This is a genomic window from Pseudomonas moraviensis subsp. stanleyae (genome assembly GCF_036283065.1).
Taxonomy (GTDB): domain Bacteria; phylum Pseudomonadota; class Gammaproteobacteria; order Pseudomonadales; family Pseudomonadaceae; genus Aquipseudomonas; species Aquipseudomonas stanleyae.
Map to the genome: position 1 here is coordinate 308,533 of NZ_JAADJI010000005.1, position 18,577 is coordinate 327,109.

Annotated in this window: 16 protein-coding genes; 6 read left to right on the top strand and 10 right to left on the bottom strand. The window is 61.5% G+C overall.

All coding sequences use genetic code 11. The annotated features are described in order from the left end of the window. Positions 1-105 precede the first annotated feature (105 nt). From sixA to GXB78_RS11175, 3 genes are read right to left on the bottom strand one after another with little or no spacing between them, the layout of a single operon-like run. Positions 106-558 carry a phosphohistidine phosphatase SixA gene (gene sixA / locus GXB78_RS11165; RefSeq protein WP_329515427.1) on the bottom strand — a complete coding sequence of 151 codons (453 nt, stop codon included), beginning with the start codon at positions 556-558 and terminating at the stop codon, positions 106-108. After that, entirely contained in the window at positions 555-902 is a 348-nt protein-coding gene (locus GXB78_RS11170; protein ID WP_016773653.1) for a DUF4389 domain-containing protein, read from the bottom strand. Before GXB78_RS11170 ends, sixA begins: the two co-directional genes overlap by 4 nt. A 30-nt stretch (positions 903-932) precedes the next feature. After that, positions 933-1,958 (bottom strand): NAD(P)H-dependent glycerol-3-phosphate dehydrogenase, encoded by a 1,026-nt coding sequence (locus GXB78_RS11175; protein WP_329515428.1) that lies wholly within the window; start codon positions 1,956-1,958, stop codon positions 933-935. Between the two features lie 197 nt (positions 1,959-2,155). Here GXB78_RS11175 and GXB78_RS11180 point away from each other — a divergent pair, with 197 nt between their 5' ends. The 6 genes from GXB78_RS11180 (at position 2,156) to GXB78_RS11205 (ending at position 9,689) form a co-directional block, all read left to right on the top strand. Continuing rightward, entirely contained in the window at positions 2,156-4,279 is a 2,124-nt protein-coding gene (locus tag GXB78_RS11180) for a TonB-dependent receptor plug domain-containing protein (protein WP_329515429.1), read from the top strand. Position 4,280: 1 nt separating this feature from the next. Further along, positions 4,281-5,213 carry an ABC transporter substrate-binding protein gene (locus GXB78_RS11185; RefSeq protein ID WP_329515430.1) on the top strand — a complete coding sequence of 311 codons (933 nt, stop codon included), beginning with the start codon at positions 4,281-4,283 and terminating at the stop codon, positions 5,211-5,213. Next, entirely contained in the window at positions 5,210-7,114 is a 1,905-nt protein-coding gene (locus GXB78_RS11190; RefSeq protein ID WP_329515431.1) for an ATP-binding protein, read from the top strand. The genes GXB78_RS11185 and GXB78_RS11190 overlap by 4 nt, the downstream gene beginning before the upstream one ends. Before the next feature lie 247 nt (positions 7,115-7,361). Next, positions 7,362-7,877 carry a 3-hydroxyacyl-[acyl-carrier-protein] dehydratase FabA gene (gene fabA, locus GXB78_RS11195; RefSeq protein ID WP_011060067.1) on the top strand — a complete coding sequence of 172 codons (516 nt, stop codon included), beginning with the start codon at positions 7,362-7,364 and terminating at the stop codon, positions 7,875-7,877. A gap of 11 nt (positions 7,878-7,888) precedes the next feature. Next, positions 7,889-9,109, top strand: coding sequence for a beta-ketoacyl-ACP synthase I (gene fabB, locus GXB78_RS11200; RefSeq protein ID WP_016773647.1), 1,221 nt, complete (start codon positions 7,889-7,891; stop codon positions 9,107-9,109). A 391-nt stretch (positions 9,110-9,500) separates the two neighbouring features. Then, a complete protein-coding gene (locus GXB78_RS11205; RefSeq protein WP_016773646.1) occupies positions 9,501-9,689 on the top strand; it encodes a hypothetical protein in 189 nt (62 codons plus the stop codon). 129 nt (positions 9,690-9,818) lie between these two features. On the opposite strand, the gene GXB78_RS11210 is transcribed toward GXB78_RS11205, so the two are convergent. From GXB78_RS11210 to GXB78_RS11240, 7 genes are all read right to left on the bottom strand, one after another. Further along, complete coding sequence (locus GXB78_RS11210; protein ID WP_329515432.1) at positions 9,819-10,361, bottom strand: DUF2058 domain-containing protein; 543 nt, start codon at positions 10,359-10,361, stop codon at positions 9,819-9,821. A 26-nt stretch (positions 10,362-10,387) separates the two neighbouring features. Further along, complete coding sequence (mazG, locus tag GXB78_RS11215) at positions 10,388-11,221, bottom strand: nucleoside triphosphate pyrophosphohydrolase (protein WP_329515433.1); 834 nt, start codon at positions 11,219-11,221, stop codon at positions 10,388-10,390. Positions 11,222-11,330: 109 nt separating this feature from the next. Continuing rightward, positions 11,331-13,574, bottom strand: coding sequence for a GTP diphosphokinase (relA, locus tag GXB78_RS11220; RefSeq protein WP_064364824.1), 2,244 nt, complete (start codon positions 13,572-13,574; stop codon positions 11,331-11,333). Between the two features lie 101 nt (positions 13,575-13,675). Next, on the bottom strand, positions 13,676-15,052 hold the full coding sequence (gene rlmD / locus GXB78_RS11225; RefSeq protein WP_329515434.1) for a 23S rRNA (uracil(1939)-C(5))-methyltransferase RlmD: 1,377 nt from the start codon (positions 15,050-15,052) through the stop codon (positions 13,676-13,678). Then, positions 15,052-15,954: a cysteine synthase CysM gene (gene cysM, locus GXB78_RS11230; protein ID WP_329515500.1), complete on the bottom strand. Its 903-nt coding sequence runs from the start codon at positions 15,952-15,954 to the stop codon at positions 15,052-15,054. The genes rlmD and cysM overlap by 1 nt, the downstream gene beginning before the upstream one ends. A 363-nt stretch (positions 15,955-16,317) precedes the next feature. After that, a complete protein-coding gene (locus GXB78_RS11235) occupies positions 16,318-17,742 on the bottom strand; it encodes a sensor histidine kinase (protein ID WP_329515435.1) in 1,425 nt (474 codons plus the stop codon). Then, positions 17,729-18,451 (bottom strand): response regulator transcription factor, encoded by a 723-nt coding sequence (locus GXB78_RS11240; protein ID WP_329515436.1) that lies wholly within the window; start codon positions 18,449-18,451, stop codon positions 17,729-17,731. The genes GXB78_RS11235 and GXB78_RS11240 overlap by 14 nt, the downstream gene beginning before the upstream one ends. Between the last annotated feature and the right edge of the window lie 126 nt (positions 18,452-18,577).

An 18,577-nucleotide genomic window follows, 5' to 3' on the forward strand; every position in this document is an offset into this window, starting at 1 on the left:
ACCAATGTGGGAGCGAGCCTGCTCGCGAATGCAGTGTGTCAGCCCCTAAAAGGGTGAATGACACGCCGCCTTCGCGAGCAGGCTCGCTCCCACATGGGACCAGCGTTAAGGGTGCTTGAGGCTGTTGAGCTTCATCGAGCCGATCAGCAGTTCAGGGCTTTCCAGTTCAGCCAACCCGGCGGTGCTGACCTTCTCCGGTGGATGCCCGGCGCCGTGTTGCAGGTAGCTGAGCAGATGGCCCACCAACGGGTTGTGGCTGACCAGCAGTACATTGCTCACCGCAACCAATTGCTCGGCCACCTTGTCGGGATCAGTCTCCGGTGTCAGCCACTCGACCGTGCGAATCTCCGGCTCGAAGCCGAGTGCCTCACGAACAATCTGCGCGGTCTGCTGAGCGCGTAGATAAGGGCTGGCGTAAATCGCCGTCAGCGGCTGGCCCATCAGATGCGCGGCGCTCTTCAGGACTTCCTTGCGGCCGTGCTCGGTCAGCTCGCGCTCGGAATCGATTTTCGAGCCGTGAGGCACCGCCTCACCGTGACGCAATACCCAGATTTTCATAGCTTGGGCTCCTCATCGCGCACCGGATGCGCGGCCGGGGCGACGGTGTGCGGCGCTTCTCCTTCCGGGGTGCGCGGCGCTGGCCAGTCGGCGAACGGCCAGGGCTTCTGGTCACTGTGGAATGTGCCGAAGCGGCCGATCTGCGCGAGGAACTGGCTGAGGCTGTCGCCAAAATTCATCAGGCTGGCGCTCGGTGCGCCGTAGATCAGGCGGTAAATCAGTTGCACCAGTACCACCGCGCCGAGGATGAATTGCGCGACTTGCCAGACCAGCAGATAAACGATCATCCACAACACTCGCAGGAGGATGGATTCGTACTGGGTTTCGCTTTTCGGATCGTTCATGGCTTGCTTCCTGTCCGTGTAACAGCTGAATCAGTTGAAACCGCTGGTGGAAATAAAGTCGACGTCGGTTTTCGGCTCGGCACGCATCAGTAGACCGATCACCTGCTCCAGCGTGCGTCCTTCAAACAGGATTGCGTGCAGCCCGGCGACCAGCGGCATGTATACGCCGACTTCCTGGGACTTGGCCTTGAGCACTTTCAGTGTGTTGACCCCTTCGGCGACCTCGCCGAGACGCGACACCGCTTCGTCGAGACTCAAGCCCTGACCGAGGGCAAAACCGACCTGATAGTTGCGGCTCTTCGGTGACGAACACGTCACGATCAGATCGCCGACCCCGGCCAGACCGAGGAAAGTCATCGGGTTGGCGCCTTGATTTACGGCGAAGCGGGTCATCTCGGCCAAGGCGCGAGTGATCAGCATGCTCTTGGTGTTCTCGCCCATTTCCAGCGCCACTGCCATGCCGGCGATGATCGCGTAAACGTTTTTCAACGCCCCGCCCAGCTCGACACCGAACCGGTCGGCGCTGGCGTAAACGCGGAAGGTGCGACCGTGCAGCGCGGCTTGCACCTGCTTGCACAGCTCTTCGTCTTCGCTGGCGACCACCGTGGCGGTCAGCGCGTGCTCGGCGATTTCCCGCGCCAGGTTCGGCCCGGACAACACGCCGATGCGCGCTTGCGGGGCGATTTCTTCGAGGATCTGGCTCATCAGCTTGAAGGTCTGCGCTTCGATGCCTTTGGTCAGGCTGACCAGCATCTTGCCGCTCAAGCGTTCGGCGTGGGCGGCGAGCACCGTGCGCAAGGCGCTGGACGGCAGCGCGACGAAGCACAGATCGCAGGCCTCGAGGGTGGCTTGCAGGTCGGTGACGGCGGTCACGCCCGGCAGAATCTTGATGCCTTTGAGGTAACGCGGGTTTTCACGATTGACCCGGATGGCCTCGGCCTGCTCGGGGTCACGCATCCACTGAAGGACTTGATGGCCGTTCTCGGCCAGCAGATTGGCCACGGCGGTACCAAAACTTCCGCCTCCCAGGACCGCAATCGGGCGCTGTTCAGTCATATGCAATCCGTTAATCCATACCAGTGGCGATGCCGGGCATTATACGGCGCGACCCGGTCGCGGCCAGCCCCAGCAACAATTACCGACATTTGTAGGAAGAAGACCAATAAAACCTAGGAAAATGCCTGCAACGTCGCTGGAAAAGTTGCAGCCCTCGGTTAACATGCGCGCCAATTCTCTTCTCTACAGGCTGTGTCGTGTTTTCTGGCCCCCTCTCCCCGCGCTCGCCCCTGCTACTGGCGCTGCTGTTCAGCCCGCTGGTGCTGGCGGACGACCTGTTCGTCGACAGCCAGACGCTGCCGCAGGTGCTCACGGCCACGCGGCTGAAGCAGACGCCGGCGGAAGTACCGGGAAGCATGACTGTCCTCGACAACGAATTGATCAGCGCCAGCGGTGCCCGCGACATCAGCGAACTGCTGCGGCTGGTGCCGGGAATGATGGTCGGCAACATCAACGGCAATCAGCCGGCGGTGAACTACCACGGCACCAATGCCAGCGAAGCACGGCGCATGCAGGTGTTGATCGATGGCCGATCGGTGTATCGCGCCGGTCTGGCCACGGTGGACTGGAGCGATATTCCAGTGGCCATGGAAGACATCGAGCGGATCGAGGTATTTCGCGGCCCGAACACCGTCAGCTACGGCGCCAATGCGTTGATGGCAGTGATCAACATCATCACTCGCCACCCGGCCGACAGCCACGGCACGCGTCTGAAGATCACTCGCGGCCAGCGTGGCATCAACGACTTTTATGCCAGCCAGGGCACCGGTTGGGATGGCGGTGACCTGCGCCTGTCGCTGTCCGGCCAGGAAGATGACGGTTTCGACAGCGACCGCAACGGCGCCGATTACCTCGACAGCCGACGCTTGAACCGTCTGAGCCTGGCAGTCAGCCACGACCTCACTGAGGGGCAAAGCCTCGATTGGCAGCTCAACGCCAAGGACGGCAGCAATCAGCGGCCGTATACCTACCGCCCGGTGTTCTCGGGGATTACCGACGCCGGTAACAATTCCGACGTGGTGGCCAAGGATTACGCCGGCTCCGTGCGCTGGAACCTCGATATCAACCCCGAACACAGCCTTTATGTGCAAGGGTCGGCGCAGCACTGGGATCGCCAGCAGGTCTGGCGCGCCTGCGATGCCGAGGTGTCGTTCAGCCCCGAGTTGACGCAGCTGTGGCAGCTCAACCCCAATTACACCGAACGCCTGGCGCGCAACATCAACCAGTTCACCGGCCCCGGCGCGGCGCCCGGCACGCCGCAGGAAATGGCGCTGGCCAATCAGGTGCTCGAGCAATGGCGTAACGGCGCCAGCCAGACCCTGTGCGGTGACATCGACCAGAGCGCTCGCGAATCGCGCTACGACCTCGAACTGCAGGACACCCTCAGCCTGTCCGACAGCCTGCGTCTGGTCAGCGGCCTCAACTACCGCTACGACCGTGCCGATTCCGAGACCTATTTCAACGGCACCATCGACGACACCACCTGGCGCGCCTTCGGCCAACTGGAATGGCGCGCCACCGAGCACTGGCTGCTGCAGGGCGGAGCGATGTTCGAAGACACGCAACTGATCGGCAGTTCGCTGACCCCGCGCTTCGCGGTCAACTACCTGATCACCCCGCGTCACGGCCTGCGCGCGGTGTACTCGGAGGCCATCCGTTCGCCGGACATGTTCGAGAACAACGTCAACTGGAGCTATCAGGTCAGCAATCTGCGGCCCTCGGCCTACGGCCAGTCGTCGGCGCGCTATTTCGTCAAGACCCGCGGCCCCGGCGATCTCGATCAGGAACACATGCGCTCGCGGGAATTGGGCTACAACGGCTACTTCGCCGAGCTCGGTCTGGCGGTGGACGTGAAGCTGTTCTACGACGAAATCACCGGGATGATCAGCGAGCCGCTGCGCAACAATCAGTACATCGCCAGCAACGCCAACAGTTCGCGCTTTCGCGGTACCGAAACGCAACTCGACTGGCGCCTCAGCAGCGCCGACCGTTTGCGCTTCACCTACGCCTTCGTCGACGCCGAGGCGAGCAATCCGCTGGATCAGCAGTTCACCTCGCGCAACAGCGGTTCGGCCGGTTGGCTGCGCAATTGGGGGCATGGCTGGAACAGCGCCCTCTTCTATTACGGCGACAACGCGCTCAACGGTTATCGCTTCGAACGCGTCGATACGCGCATCGCCAAACGCATCCCGATTGGCAACGCGCAGCTGCAACTGGCGGGCGTGCTGCAACAGCGCCTCGACCATCAGCCGAACACCTTCGTTGACAACCATTACGACGAACGCCGGGTGATGTATTTCAGCGCCGAGCTGGAGTTCTAGGATGCGCAACGGCCCGTCACGGAAGACGCCAACCCTTGGCCACTGGCTGGCGGGGTTCTGCCTGTTCCTGACCGCATGGCTGCACGGCGTCGCGGTGCAGGCCGCCGACATTCTCCTGACCGGCGCCGAGGAAAGCCCCGGCGTGCAAGCCTTCGTCCAGGCGCTGAGTGAACTGCGCACGACCGACAACGTGCGCTTTCAGCCACTGGCCAGCCTGCCCGCGCCAGGCAAACTGCCGGCCAGCCTGCGCCTGATTCTGCTCGACCTGCCCAGTCTCGACTGGCGCCTGCAGGATTCCCAGGGCCCGGCGACGCTGGTGTTGCGCATCAGCCGCTTGCAGGCGCGCCAGCGCTTCGCCGGCGCCCAACCGGCGCTCCTGAGTCTGCTCTGGAGCGACCCGCCGCTGAGCCGACAACTGCAATTGATCAGGCGGATTCTGCCGCAGGCCCGGCGCGTCGGCGTGCTGTTCGATGAGCACGGCGAGTTCCTGCTCGACGAACTGCGTGTGGCTGCGCGGCCATTGAACCTGGAGATTGTCAGCCAGCGCTGGGACAACACCCACGACAGCCGTCCGTTGCAAGCCGTGTTGAAAACCAGCGACGTATTGCTCGGCCTCGATGATCCCGATCTGTACAACTCGCAGACGGCAAAAAACCTCTTGCTCAGCAGCTACTCGCGGCAGGTTGCGCTGATCGGCCCCACCATTGCCTTCGTTCGCGCCGGCAGCCTCGCCAGTACCTACAGCGACCAGAGTGACTGGCTGGCGATCCTCGACCAGTTGCTCGATCAGCCAACCAGCGCTTGGCCGCGAACGCTTTACCCCGCTCGTTTCAAAGTCTCAAGTAATGCGCAGGTGGCTCGTTCCTTAGGCATCGAACCGCTGAATGAAGCATCTGTCGCCAGTGCCTTGGCCGAAGGAGAGCGCCGCCCATGAATTTCCGTCGCCGTTGGGACATCAACACCCGCACGCAGCTGATCAGCCTCGGGCCGGCGCTGTTACTGACGTTGCTGTTGATCAGTTTCTTTACCTTCGTGCGCATCCAGGATTTGCGTCAGGAGCTGAACCACACCGGCCAGCTGATCGCCAACCAACTCGCTCCCGCTACCGAATACGGGGTGATCTCCGGCAACAACGAAGTGCTGGAAAGCCTGCTCAAGGCAACACTGGCCACGCCCAACGTGCGCTTTCTCGAAGTGCAGGACAGCGCCAACCGGATTCTGGTGTACGTCGAACAACCGGCCGACAGCCACAGCCGCCCGCATCAGGTCGAAGTATTCCAGGCCCCGGTGCGTCTGCAACGGATCGCCTTGCACAATGATTTTTTCCAGGACGGCAAAGTCAGCAACAGCGCCGCCGGCGAGGATTATCTGGGGCGAGTGATCGTCGGGCTGTCCAACGATGCCTTCAGTCAGCGCCAGCAGGAGATCCTGTTCAAGGCCGCGATTCTCGCGCTGTTCGCCCTGCTCTTCACTTTCGTCGTCGCCCGGCGCCTGGCCGGCAGTCTGTCGCAACCGATCCGCGACATCGGCGACGCAGTCAAAGCGATTCAGGAAGGCGACTACAGAACCCCACTGCCGATTGTCGATGACACTGAGCTGGGCGCGCTGTCGCAACACATCAACAACCTCGCTCAGGCGCTGGAGCAGGCCAGTCGCGAACAGCAGCAGGCGATGGCGCAACTGATCCAGACCCGCGAAGAAGCGGAAAAGGCCAACAACGCCAAATCCGACTTCCTGGCGATGATGAGCCACGAACTGCGCACCCCCATGAACGGCGTACTGGGCATGCTGCAATTGCTCGAAACCACCGAGATGACCGAGGAGCAGGTCGAATATGCGGCGCTCGCTTCGGAGTCCACCGAGCACTTGCTCAAGGTCATCAATGACATTCTCGACTTCTCGCGGATCGAGCGATCGGAGCTGGAGCTTGAGCACATTCCGTTCAACCTCGCCGAGCTGATTGGCGCCTGTGCGCAGTCGTTCCAGCACAGCGCGGTGCAGCGCGGCCTGGCGCTGAACCTGCGCATTCCCGACGACATGCGCGGCTTGCAGGTGCAGGGTGATCCGACGCGGATCCGGCAGATTCTGGTCAATCTGGTCGGCAATGCCTTGAAGTTCACCGAGCAGGGCCGGGTCAGCATCGAGGCACAATGGCAGTCGCTGGACCATGAACTGCTGTGGTTCACCTGCTCGGTGCGCGACAGCGGCATCGGTATTTCATCGCAGAGCCTGGAGCTGATGTTCAATGCCTTCCAGCAAGCCGACAGCTCGATCTCCCGTCGTTACGGTGGCACCGGTCTCGGTCTGCCGATCGCGCGGACTTTGGCCGAACGCATGGGCGGCACCCTGCGCGCGCAGAGTGAGGAAGGACGCGGTTCGGTATTCACTCTGGAAATTCCATTGGCGCTATATAAGCAGGCAATGCCGACGCTGAGCGCGCCGCGTGCGCCGAACGGCAGTGGTCAGGGCGAAGGACGCCATGTCTTGCTGGTCGAAGACAACCCGGTCAACCAGACCGTGATCGAAGCGATGCTGCGCAGCCTCGGCTTCGCGGTCAGCGTGGCGACCGATGGCGCGCAGGCGGTGCGCAGTGCCGAGGGCGGCGACTTCGAAGTGATTCTGATGGACTGCCGCCTGCCGATCATCGACGGCTACGAGGCCACGCGGCAGATCCGCGACCTGCCCGGACGCCGCGATGTGCCGATCATCGCGCTGACCGCCAACGCCTTGCAGGGCGACCGCGAAACCTGTCTGGCGGCGGGTATGAACGATTACCTGGCCAAGCCGTTCAAACGCAATGACCTGCAGCAGATTTTGCAACGCTGGGTGTCGTAGTGTGGGCCTTTCGACCATCTGCGACTGGCGTGAAAAGCGAAAGTGCGGCAGTCTTAGGCACCCGAACGAGCCCCAAAAGGGGCTTGATTAAAAATTTCAGTGCACAAGTGTACATTCATGTCCTTGGTGCTGTGACTTTCACCACAACGCAATAGTCTATGAGTAGGCTGCCGGTTCGAGGCATGAACGCTTTGAACGGTCGGGAAGATCTGCCCCACCTGCCGCATGGGATTATTGAGGAGCTCGCATGACCAAACAAAACGCCTTTACTCGGGAAGACCTGCTGCGCTGCAGTCGCGGTGAGCTGTTCGGCCCAGGTAACGCGCAACTGCCCGCCCCGAACATGCTGATGGTGGATCGCATCACCCATATCAGCGAAGAAGGCGGCAAGTACGGCAAAGGTGAATTGGTCGCCGAGCTGGATATCACCCCTGACCTGTGGTTCTTCGCCTGCCATTTCGAAGGCGATCCGGTAATGCCGGGCTGCCTGGGTCTGGATGCCATGTGGCAACTGGTCGGTTTCTTCCTGGGCTGGCAAGGCCTGCCGGGCCGCGGCCGTGCGCTGGGTTCGGGCGAGGTGAAATTCTTCGGCCAGGTGCTGCCGACAGCGAAGAAAGTCACTTACAACATTCATATCAAACGCGTCCTCAAGGGCAAGCTGAACATGGCCATCGCCGATGGTTCGGTCAGTGTCGACGGACGCGAAATCTATACCGCCGAAGGCCTGCGCGTCGGCGTGTTCACCTCCACTGACAACTTCTAAGGGTTATTCGCATGCGCCGCGTCGTTATCACTGGTCTGGGCATCGTTTCGTGCCTGGGCAATGACAAAGAGACCGTCTCCGCTAACCTGCGTGCAAGCCGCCCTGGCATCCGGTTCAACCCGGAATATGCTGAAATGGGTCTGCGTAGCCAGGTTTCCGGCTCCATCGACCTCAACCTTGAAGAGCTGATCGATCGCAAGATCTATCGCTTCGTCGGCCACGCAGCGGCTTATGCCTACCTGGCCATGAAAGACGCCATCACTGACTCCGGCCTGACCGAAGAGCAGGTGTCCAACCCGCGCACCGGCCTGATCGCCGGCTCCGGCGGTGCCTCCACGCTGAACCAGATGGAAGCGCTGGACATCCTCCGTGAGAAAGGCGTGAAGCGCGTCGGCCCATACCGTGTCACGCGGACTATGAGCAGCACCGTTTCCGCTTGCCTGGCCACGCCGTTCAAGATCAAGGGCCTGAACTACTCCATCGCTTCTGCCTGCGCCACCAGTGCTCACTGCATCGGTACCGCCATGGAACAGATCCAGATGGGCAAGCAGGACATCGTCTTCGCCGGTGGCGGTGAAGAAGAGCACTGGAGCCAGTCGTTCCTGTTCGACGCGATGGGCGCTCTGTCCAGCAAGCGCAACGACACCCCGGAACAGGCCTCCCGCGCCTACGACAAGGACCGCGACGGTTTCGTCATCGCTGGCGGCGGCGGCATGGTTGTCGTCGAAGAGCTGGAACACGCTCTGGCCCGCGGCGCGAAGATCTACGCCGAGATCGTTGGCTACGGCGCAACCTCCGACGGCTACGACATGGTTGCCCCAAGTGGCGAAGGCGCTATCCGCTGCATGCAGCAGGCGCTGTCCACCGTCGACACCCCGATCGACTACCTGAACACCCACGGCACTTCGACTCCGGTCGGCGACGTCGCGGAAATGAAAGGTGTGCGTGAAGTGTTCGGCGACAAGGCTCCAGCGATCAGCTCGACCAAGAGCCTGTCCGGTCACTCCCTGGGCGCCGCCGGCGTGCACGAAGCGATCTACTGCATGCTGATGATGGAAGGCAACTTCATTGCCGGCTCCGCCAACATCGACGAGCTCGACCCGGAAGTGGCCGATCTGCCGGTGCTGACCAAGACCCGCGAGAACGCCACCATCAACACTGTGATGAGCAACAGCTTCGGCTTCGGCGGCACCAACGCCACGCTGGTGCTCAAGCGCTGGGAAGGCAAGTAAGTCCCCACTGCTGAGCCACACATGAAAACGCCCCGACTGGTTCGGGGCGTTTTTTTTGGCCTGCAGAAAACCTCATGACCCAACACAAATCCGCTGTGTAGGAGCTGCCGAAGGCTGCGATCTTTTGACTTTGATTTTAAAAGACAAGATCAAAAGATCGCAGCCTTCGGCAGCTCCTACACAAGGGTTCGCATGGGTCGGGAGATGAAACTTCTGTCATGAAACCAATCGCCCTGCGACCGAATGTCGCGGTTTACGCGGCCTGCAGCACTGTTGCGAAATCCGCAACAACACCTTGCGCCAATCGGCGGTTTACTTAGCTGGCTAACAGATTCTATAACAGAGTCCTGCACACGCCTTGGTGCAGTAACTTGAGATCTGGAGCTAGCAGATGACTGTAAAAGTAACTGAACGCGACGATTCCCACATGTCCCACGAAGGCCTGGCCGCCGGTATCCGCATCTGGGACGTGCATCAACAAGACTTGCTGGTCGGCATGTTCCACAACGAGATCGATGCCCACAACTACAAGGCCGAGCTGGAAGTGCAGGAACAGCAAAGAGAATTGAAATCCGCTTGATCAGGCAAACATTGCACATTGTGGCGAGGGAGCTTGCTCCCGCTGGACTGCGCAGCAGGCCCTGCTCTCAGGATAAAGAGCGGGGCCGCTTCGCGCCCCAGCGGGAGCAAGCTCCCTCGCCACAATTGCTTACCACATCAGATCGTCAGGGATCTGGTAGGCCGCGTACGGATCGTCCTCGGCGTTGACCTCTTCGGTCTGCACGTTGAGCTGAACGATGCGCTGCGGGTCGCGCTCCTGGATCTTCAGGGCCGCTTCACGGGGGATCACTTCGTAGCCGCCGTTGTGATGCACGATCGCCAGCGAACCGCTGCTGAGCTTGTTGCGCATCAGCGTGTTGACCGAGATGCGCTTGACCTTCTTGTCGTCGACGAAGTTGTAGTAGTCCTCGGTGGTCAGCTTGGGCAGGCGCGAGACTTCGATCAATTGCTTGACCTGCGCGGCACGGGCCTTGGCCTCGGCTTTCTCCTGCTGCTGGCGGTTCAGCTCCTGGTCGCGCTTGACCTTCTCGGCCATGGCTTCCTGGGCGGCGCGCTGCTGCGAATCATCCAGCTCAGCCTGGCCTTTATGGGCCAGACGCTGTTGCTTCTGCTTGTCTTTGCTGACCTGCTTGGCCTGCTTTTGGTTGACCAGGCCTGCCTTGAGCAACTGGTCGCGAAGGGAAATGCTCATCAATGCTTACTCACTTGGGCAACGGCTCAGCCGCAGCTGGGCTCATTCTTTTCCTGGCGTTTGGCTTCGCCCCAGAGGGCGTCCAACTCTTCGAGGGTGCAATCTTCCATGGGACGGTGGGTGTCGCGCAATGCCTGTTCGATAAAACGGAAACGTCTTTCAAACTTGCCGTTGGCGCCGCGCAGGGCGGTTTCCGGATCGACCTTCAGATGCCGGGCCAGATTGACCACGGAAAACAGCAGGTCGCCGATCTCGTCGGCCACCGCCAGCGGATCGTTTCCCGACATGGCTTCGAGCACTTCATCGAGCTCTTCGCGGACCTTGTCGAGCACCGGCAAAGCGTCCGGCCAGTCGAAACCGACCTGCCCGGCGCGCTTCTGCAACTTGGCTGAGCGCGACAGTGCTGGCAACGTGGCCGGCACATCGTCGAGCAACGACAACTGCTCGGGCGCGGAGGATTTTTCCGCGCGCTCTTCAGCCTTGATTTCTTCCCAGCGCTGCTTGACCTGCTCTTCGCTCAAGCGCGGCACGTCGAGCGGCGCGTACAGGTCGCCGGTGGGAAACACGTGGGGATGGCGGCGGACCAGTTTGCGCGTGATGCTGTCGATCACCCCGGCGAATTCGAACCGGCCTTCTTCCTTGGCCAACTGGCTGTAATACACCACCTGAAACAGCAGGTCGCCCAACTCGCCCTGCAAGTGATCGAGATCGCCGCGCTCGATGGCATCGGCCACTTCATAGGCTTCTTCGAGGGTGTGCGGGACGATGCTCGCGTAGGTTTGCTTGATGTCCCACGGACAACCGAACTGCGGATCGCGCAGGCGGGACATCAGATGGAGCAGGTCTTCGAGGGTGTACATAAAGGCCTCTATATACCCATGTAGGAGCTGCCGAAGGCTGCGATCTTTTGATCTTGAAAAACCAAAGTCAAAAGATCGCAGCCTTCGGCAGCTCCTACAGGAGATTGCATCAAGGGGTACGGTTACGCCGCGTTTCGATGATGTTCGGCAATTGCGAAATCCGCCCCAGCAGCCGCCCGAGCGCATCCAGACCGGGAATCTCGATGGTCAGCGACATCAGCGCAGTGTTGTCTTCCTTGTTCGAGCGGGTGTTCACCGCGAGTACGTTGATGCGCTCGTTGAGCAGCACCTGCGAGACGTCACGCAGCAGCCCGGAACGGTCGTAGGCGCGGATGATGATGTCCACCGGATAGGTGAGCACCGGCACCGGCCCCCAGCTGACCTGAATGATCCGCTCCGGCTCGCGCCCGCCCAGTTGCAGCACCGAGGCGCAGTCCTGGCGGTGAATGCTCACGCCACGGCCCTGGGTGATGTAACCGACGATCGCATCGCCCGGCAGCGGCTGGCAGCAGCCGGCCATCTGCGTCATCAGGTTGCCGACGCCCTGGATCTGAATATCGCCGCGCTTGCCCGGCTTGTAACCGGTAGCCTTGCGCGGGATCAGCTCCAACTGTTCGTTGCCGCGCTCCGGTTCGACCAGTTGCTGCGCGAGGTTGACCAGATGCGCCTGACGCAGATCGCCGGCACCGAGGGCGGCGAACATGTCTTCGGCGGTTTTCATGTTGGCTTTTTCGGCCAGCTTGTCGAAATCCACCGCCGGCAGGCCGAGGCGATTGAGTTCGCGCTCGATCAGGGTTTTACCGGCCGCAACGTTCTGATCGCGAGCCTGCAACTTGAACCAGTGAACGATCTTCGCCCGCGCCCGCGAGGTGGTGACGTAACCGAGGTTCGGGTTCAGCCAGTCGCGGCTCGGCGTGCCGTGCTTGCTGGTGATGATCTCGACCTGCTCGCCGGTCTGCAGACTGTAGTTTAACGGCACGATACGGCCGTTGATCTTCGCCCCGCGGCAGTTGTGGCCGATTTCGGTGTGCACGCGATAGGCGAAGTCCAGCGGCGTCGCGCCTTTCGGCAAGTCGATGGCGTGACCGTCTGGAGTGAAGATGTAGACCCGATCAGGCTCGATGTCGACGCGCAGCTGCTCGGCCAGACCGCCGATGTCACCCAGCTCTTCGTGCCATTCAAGCACCTGACGCAGCCAGGAGATTTTCTCTTCGTAATGGTTCGAGCCGGATTTGACGTCGGTGCCCTTGTAGCGCCAGTGCGCGCAGACGCCGAGTTCGGCTTCTTCGTGCATGGAATGGGTGCGGATCTGCACCTCGAGAACCTTGCCTTCCGGGCCGATCACCGCGGTGTGCAGCGAGCGGTAGCCGTTCTCTTTCGGGTTGGCGATGTAGTCGTCGAATTCTTTCGGGATATGCCGCCACAGAGTGTGGACGATACCGAGCGCGGTGTAGCAGTCGCGCATTTCCGGCACCAGCACGCGCACGGCGCGAACGTCGTAGATCTGGCTGAACTCCAGACCCTTGCGCTGCATTTTGCGCCAGATCGAGTAGATGTGTTTGGCCCGGCCGCTGATGTCGGCGTCGACGCCGGTGGCCTGCAGTTCGTCCTTGAGCTGGGTCATCACGTCGCTGATGAAGCGCTCGCGGTCCAGCCGCCGCTCGTGGAGCAACTTGGCGATCTGCTTGTATTGATCGGGTTCGAGATAGCGGAAGGACAAGTCCTCCAGCTCCCACTTGATATGGCCGATGCCGAGGCGATGCGCGAGTGGCGCATAGATGTCGAAGACTTCGCGGGCGACGCGGTTGCGCTTTTCATCGTCGGCGGTTTTCACCGCACGAATGGCGCAGGTGCGTTCGGCCAGTTTGATCAGCGCAACACGCACGTCATCGACCATCGCCACAAGCATCTTGCGCAGGTTCTCGACCTGCCCTTGCGTGCCCATGACCATCGATTGCCGTGGGCTGAGGCTGGCACTGATGGCCGCCATGCGCTGCACGCCGTCGATCAGCTTGGCCACCACCGGGCCGAAACGCTGGCCGACTGCCGCCAGTTCGATCTGGCCTTCGCGCACACCGCGATACAATACGGCGGCGACCAGTGAATCCTGATCGAGCTTGAGATCAGCAAGGATCTCGGCGATCTCAAGGCCCGTGCTGAAACTGCCGGAGCCTTCGGCCCACAGGTTCTTCCTGGCGTTGGACTGTTGTTCGGCCTCGCGAGCGAACTCGCAGGCTTCTTTCAAGGCCTCGCGATCCAGTGCCAGATCGACACTGACCGCGTGATCGAGCCAGGCCTCGAGATTGATACTGCCGTCGGTGTTGATCGGCTGGTGTGCTCTCACCTGTACCATGCTGCTTTACCTTCCCTACGACGCAGATTCAATGCGTCAAATCGCTGATCCTCAGTGTCCGTTCGCGCTCGCGGGGCTCAGGCGAGCGCTGGGCGGACAGATCAGACGGATTCAGACGAGCCGTCCTGGCTCGCTTCAAATAACGCCATGGCCTCGACATGTGCCGTCTGAGGAAACATATCGAGAATCCCGGCACGTTTTAACCGGTAGCCCTGCTTGATCAATTCCTGCGTGTCGCGCGCCAACGTTGCCGGGTTGCATGACACGTACACCAACCGTTTGGCACCCAGGGTCGCGAGCTTGCGCACCACCTCGAAAGCACCGTCACGCGGTGGGTCCAAGAGTACCGCAGAAAAGCCGCTTCCGATCCACTGGGCATCGCTCAAAGGCTGGGATAAATCGGCTTGAAAAAACTTTGTGTTATGCAAATTGTTACTGACGGCGTTGGCAGCGGCCCGCTCGACCATGGTCTGCACGCCCTCCACCGCCACCACTTCGCTGACGCTTCTGGCCAGCGGCAAAGCGAAGTTGCCCAACCCGCAAAACAGGTCGAGCACGCGTTCGTCAGCCCTCGGCTGCAGCCAGTCCAGCGCCTGCGCAATCATCGCTTCGTTGACCCCGGCGTTGACCTGAACAAAATCTCCCGGCCGGTAAGCCAGCTCGAGATCCCACTGCTCCAGGCGATAACCGAGGCTCTGACCGACCTCGACCGGTTGCGGTTCACCTTCGCCATGCAGCCACAACTGCGCTTCATGAAACTGGCAGAAATCCTTGAGAATCGTCAGATCCGCTTCGGACAACGGCGCCATGTGCCGCAGCAACACCGCCAGCGACGAACCGCTGAACAACTCGACATGGCCCAGCGCCTGCGGTTTGCTCAGGCGCCGCAGCATCTCCGGCAAACGGGTCATGATCGGCTGCAAGGGCTGTACCAGTACCGGACACTCGCTGATCGCGACGATGTCCTGACTGCCCGCAGCGCGGAAACCCACTTCGAGCCTCTTCGCTTTCATGTCCCAGCGCACGGCAATGCGCGCGCGCCGACGATAGCCGAATTCCGGGCCGGTCAGCGGCGCTGCCCACTCTTCAGGTTCGACACCGGCAACCCGCGACAATTGCTCGGCGAGCATGCGCTGTTTCAGGGCGAGTTGTTCGTCGTGGGGCAAGTGCTGAACGCTGCAACCGCCACAGCGGCCGAAGTGCGGGCACGCTGCCGGGCGCCGCAAGTCGCTTGCAGTAAACACGCGCTCGGTGCGCGCCTCGACCACTTTGCCGTGGGCGCCAAGCACCCGCGCTTCGACCTCTTCACCGGCAAGGGCGCCGAGGACGAACCAGGTTTTGCCTTCGAAAAACGCGATACCGCGACCGTCATTGGCCAGGCGCTCGATGTTCAAGCGCTGCTTTTTACCGGTCGGGATCTGCGGCGCCTTGCTGCCGCCGGTGGGCTGGAAGCGCAGGCCTCGTTCGTGCTTGGCCATCAGTTCGGCGCGTCGAAAATGCCGGTCGACAGGTAACGGTCGCCACGGTCGCAGATGATCGCAACGATCACCGCGTTTTCAACTTCTCGGGACAGGCGCAGCATCGCTGCCACCGCACCGCCCGAGGACACGCCGCAGAAGATGCCTTCTTCACGGGCCAGACGACGGGTGACGTCTTCGGCTTCGCTTTGCGCCATGTCGACAATACGATCGACGCGGTCAGCCTGATAGATCTTCGGCAGGTATTCCTGCGGCCAGCGGCGGATGCCGGGAATGGCCGAGCCTTCCATCGGTTGCAGGCCGACGATCTGCACGCTGGCGCTCTGCTCCTTCAAGTAGCGCGAGACGCCCATGATGGTCCCGGTGGTGCCCATCGAACTGACGAAATGGGTGATGCTGCCTTGGGTCTGACGCCAGATTTCCGGACCGGTGGTGGTGTAGTGCGCTTCGGGGTTGTCGCCGTTGGCGAACTGGTCGAGCACCTTGCCACGGCCTTCGGATTCCATACGCTGGGCCAGATCGCGGGCGCCTTCCATGCCCTCTTCCTGAGTCACCAGAATCAGCTCGGCGCCGTAAGCGGTCATCGCCGCTTTGCGCTCGGCGCTGGAGTTGTCCGGCATGATCAGGATCATCTTGTAACCCTTGATCGCAGCGGCCATTGCCAGGGCGATACCGGTATTGCCGGAGGTCGCCTCGATCAGCGTATCGCCGGGATTGATCTGCCCGCGCAACTCGGCACGGGTGATCATCGACAGCGCCGGCCGGTCCTTGACCGAACCCGCCGGGTTGTTCCCTTCGAGCTTGAGCAAAAGGGTGTTGCTGGTGGCGCCGGGCAGGCGCTGCAAACGCACCAGCGGCGTGTTGCCGACGCAATCGGCGATGGTTGGGTACTGCAGGGTCATGGCGTATTCGCAATCCAGACGTGCGGGGGCGCCTATCATACCGGCAAACCCGCGCAGGCCATATCACGCAAAGTGCGGTGCTTATGGTTTATGGGAATAAGCAAATAAAAGTCTCACCAGTGGTGAGACATTTATTTGCGCAACACTCAGTTCTCGTGGTGCTGCCTGCTCGCGAAGGCGTCCGCATGGGCGACGCCATCGCAAAGTGCGGTGCTTATGGTTTGTGGAAATAAGCAAATAGTCGCGCCAGTGGTGCGACTTTTATTTGAGTAACACTCAGTTCGTGGTGCTGCTTAGAGTTTCGCGAGCAGGCTCGCTCCCACAGGAGTTAGTGTCAGCAGTGATGACACTATTAACGGTAGATCACACAGCCTGAGGCGAACCGAGCCCCATTGTGGGAGCGAGCCTGCTCGCGAAGGCGTCCGCATGGGCGACACCATCATCCGCCACCAAGCGCAAATTCAACCGCAACCCCGCCCTGGTATTTTCCGCCCAGAGCAACCCTCCCTGGCGCTGCACCGCATTACGCGCAATGCTCAACCCCAAGCCAAACCCGCCATCCCCCGGCCTTGATCCGTCCAATCGAATGAAGGGCGAAAAGATCCGCTGCAGATCCTCTTCAGCCACGCCGCCGCCCTGATCCTCCAGCCACAAATGCCAATACTCGCCATCGCGCCGGCCATCCAGCCGCACGATGCCGCCCTCGGGCGAGTGACGAATGGCGTTGCGCAGGATGTTTTCCAGCGCTTGCGCCAGGGTATTGAGGTTGCCGCGCACCCAGCACGACGCCTCGACCGAACACTGCAATTGCAGACTCGGCCAGCCGCTTTCATAACAGGCGTTGTCGGTGAGCATTTCCCACAGCGCCTGAACCTGGATCGCTTCACCCGGCAATGGCGAGCGGTCGGTGTCGAGCCAGGCCAGTTGCAGGGTGTCTTCGACCAGCCGTTGCATGCCGTCGACTTCCCGGCCGATGCGTTCGCGCAGCTGCGGCAGGCCCTGTTCGCTTTCGCTGGCCACGCGCAGGCGGCTCAGCGGTGTGCGCAGTTCGTGGGACAGGTCGCGCAATAATTGCTGCTGCAGGGCGACCGTGGTTTGCAGGCGTTCGGACATGGAATCGAAGGCCCGCGCCAGCTCACCGAGTTCATCCGGGCGCTGGGTGATGCCGCCCGACAGGCGCACATTCAATTGGTCGGCGCGCCAGGCGTTGGCCTGTTCGCGCAGGTTGTTCAGCGGCACCACCAGCAGGCGATACAGGCCGATGCACAATAACAAAGTGAACAGCCCGGGAATCACGCCGTTGGTAATGACGCGCCAGAACACCCGGTACTTGCCCGGGACGAAGCGCTCGGGCAATTCGATGACCAGAATGCCGGCGGCCGGATCCTTGGGAAACGGTACCCGCAGCCACGGCCGGCCCTTCTTGTGGATCGGCCAGTCGAGACCTCGCAGAAAGGTCAGGTGCTGCACCTCTGCGGCGTTCAAGGGTTCGCTGCTCAGCGATTGCAGATCAGCGCCGATCACCCCGACCCAACTGGCCTCGCGCAATTCCATGCTTCGCAACCAGTCATCGACACCATCGCGCCCGCCGCGCTGCCACGCCTGTTCGGCTTGTGCGGCGTAGCGGCTGAGGGTGTTGCGCGCTTCACTGGAGAGGAACTGATTGCGCTCTTCCATGTAGCGGCCCCACGACCAGCTCAGCCAGATCATCAGCAGACAGAACGCCACCAGCAGACAAGCCAGTTTCCAGAACAGCGAATGCCGCCCCGGCAGTTCAGACAGTTTCATCGGCGGCGCTCAAGACATAGCCCTTGCCCCACACCGTGCGCACTTCGCGCTCGGTGTAATCGATGGCTTTGAGTTTGCGGCGGATCTGGCTGATGTGCATGTCGAGGCTGCGATCGTGCGCCGCATAACCGCGTTGCAGGACGTGCTGATAAAGGAAGGCCTTGCTCAGCACTTCCTCGTTGTTGCGGTGCAGGGTTTCCAGTAAACGGAATTCGCTGCGGGTCAGCCCGGCCGCTTGCTCGCGGAAGAACACGTCACACTGGTGGTCATCGAAACGCAGGGTTCCAGCGACCTGCGCAGCGGCCACGGCAGGTGGGCGCCGATCCAGTGCCACTCGCCGCAGGATCGCTTCGATGCGCACGTGCAATTCGGCCATGCTGAACGGTTTGGGCAGATAGTCATCGGCACCGAGGCGGAAACCGCTGATGCGATCGGCCTCGGCGCCCAGCGCGGACATCAGCAATACAGGCGTCGAGTGGCTCCGGCGCAGTTGCGTCAACAGCTTCAGGCCATCGAGCCCGGGCAGCAGAATGTCCATCAGCACCACGTCGAAAGGCTGACGCTGCGCAATATTGAGACCTTCCTGGCCGTTCTGGCACCAGGTCACCTGAAAACCGCTGCGGCCCAGATGCTCGTGCACATAGGCGCCGAGAACCGGATCGTCTTCAATGGAAAGGATGCGTGGCTGGACAGCGGAAACAGGAGTCATGAGTATCTGCAAGTAATTCTCAGTTGGCGGATTATTCAAGATTGTCCGACAGCGGGCAACACAAGCTTGGCCTGTCGGACGAACGCGTGGGCGGGCGGCGCTGCATTTTCCGCAAGATTGCCCGCC

Coding starts and splice junctions, on each gene's coding strand:
- sixA (WP_329515427.1), bottom strand. CDS start 558: ATGAAAATCTGGGTATTGCGTCACGGTGAGGCGGTGCCTCACGGCTCG.
- GXB78_RS11170 (WP_016773653.1), bottom strand. CDS start 902: ATGAACGATCCGAAAAGCGAAACCCAGTACGAATCCATCCTCCTGCGA.
- GXB78_RS11175 (WP_329515428.1), bottom strand. CDS start 1,958: ATGACTGAACAGCGCCCGATTGCGGTCCTGGGAGGCGGAAGTTTTGGT.
- GXB78_RS11185 (WP_329515430.1), top strand. CDS start 4,281: ATGCGCAACGGCCCGTCACGGAAGACGCCAACCCTTGGCCACTGGCTG.
- GXB78_RS11190 (WP_329515431.1), top strand. CDS start 5,210: ATGAATTTCCGTCGCCGTTGGGACATCAACACCCGCACGCAGCTGATC.
- fabA (WP_011060067.1), top strand. CDS start 7,362: ATGACCAAACAAAACGCCTTTACTCGGGAAGACCTGCTGCGCTGCAGT.
- fabB (WP_016773647.1), top strand. CDS start 7,889: ATGCGCCGCGTCGTTATCACTGGTCTGGGCATCGTTTCGTGCCTGGGC.
- GXB78_RS11205 (WP_016773646.1), top strand. CDS start 9,501: ATGACTGTAAAAGTAACTGAACGCGACGATTCCCACATGTCCCACGAA.
- GXB78_RS11210 (WP_329515432.1), bottom strand. CDS start 10,361: ATGAGCATTTCCCTTCGCGACCAGTTGCTCAAGGCAGGCCTGGTCAAC.
- mazG (WP_329515433.1), bottom strand. CDS start 11,221: ATGTACACCCTCGAAGACCTGCTCCATCTGATGTCCCGCCTGCGCGAT.
- relA (WP_064364824.1), bottom strand. CDS start 13,574: ATGGTACAGGTGAGAGCACACCAGCCGATCAACACCGACGGCAGTATC.
- rlmD (WP_329515434.1), bottom strand. CDS start 15,052: ATGGCCAAGCACGAACGAGGCCTGCGCTTCCAGCCCACCGGCGGCAGC.
- cysM (WP_329515500.1), bottom strand. CDS start 15,954: ATGACCCTGCAGTACCCAACCATCGCCGATTGCGTCGGCAACACGCCG.
- GXB78_RS11235 (WP_329515435.1), bottom strand. CDS start 17,742: ATGAAACTGTCTGAACTGCCGGGGCGGCATTCGCTGTTCTGGAAACTG.
- GXB78_RS11240 (WP_329515436.1), bottom strand. CDS start 18,451: ATGACTCCTGTTTCCGCTGTCCAGCCACGCATCCTTTCCATTGAAGAC.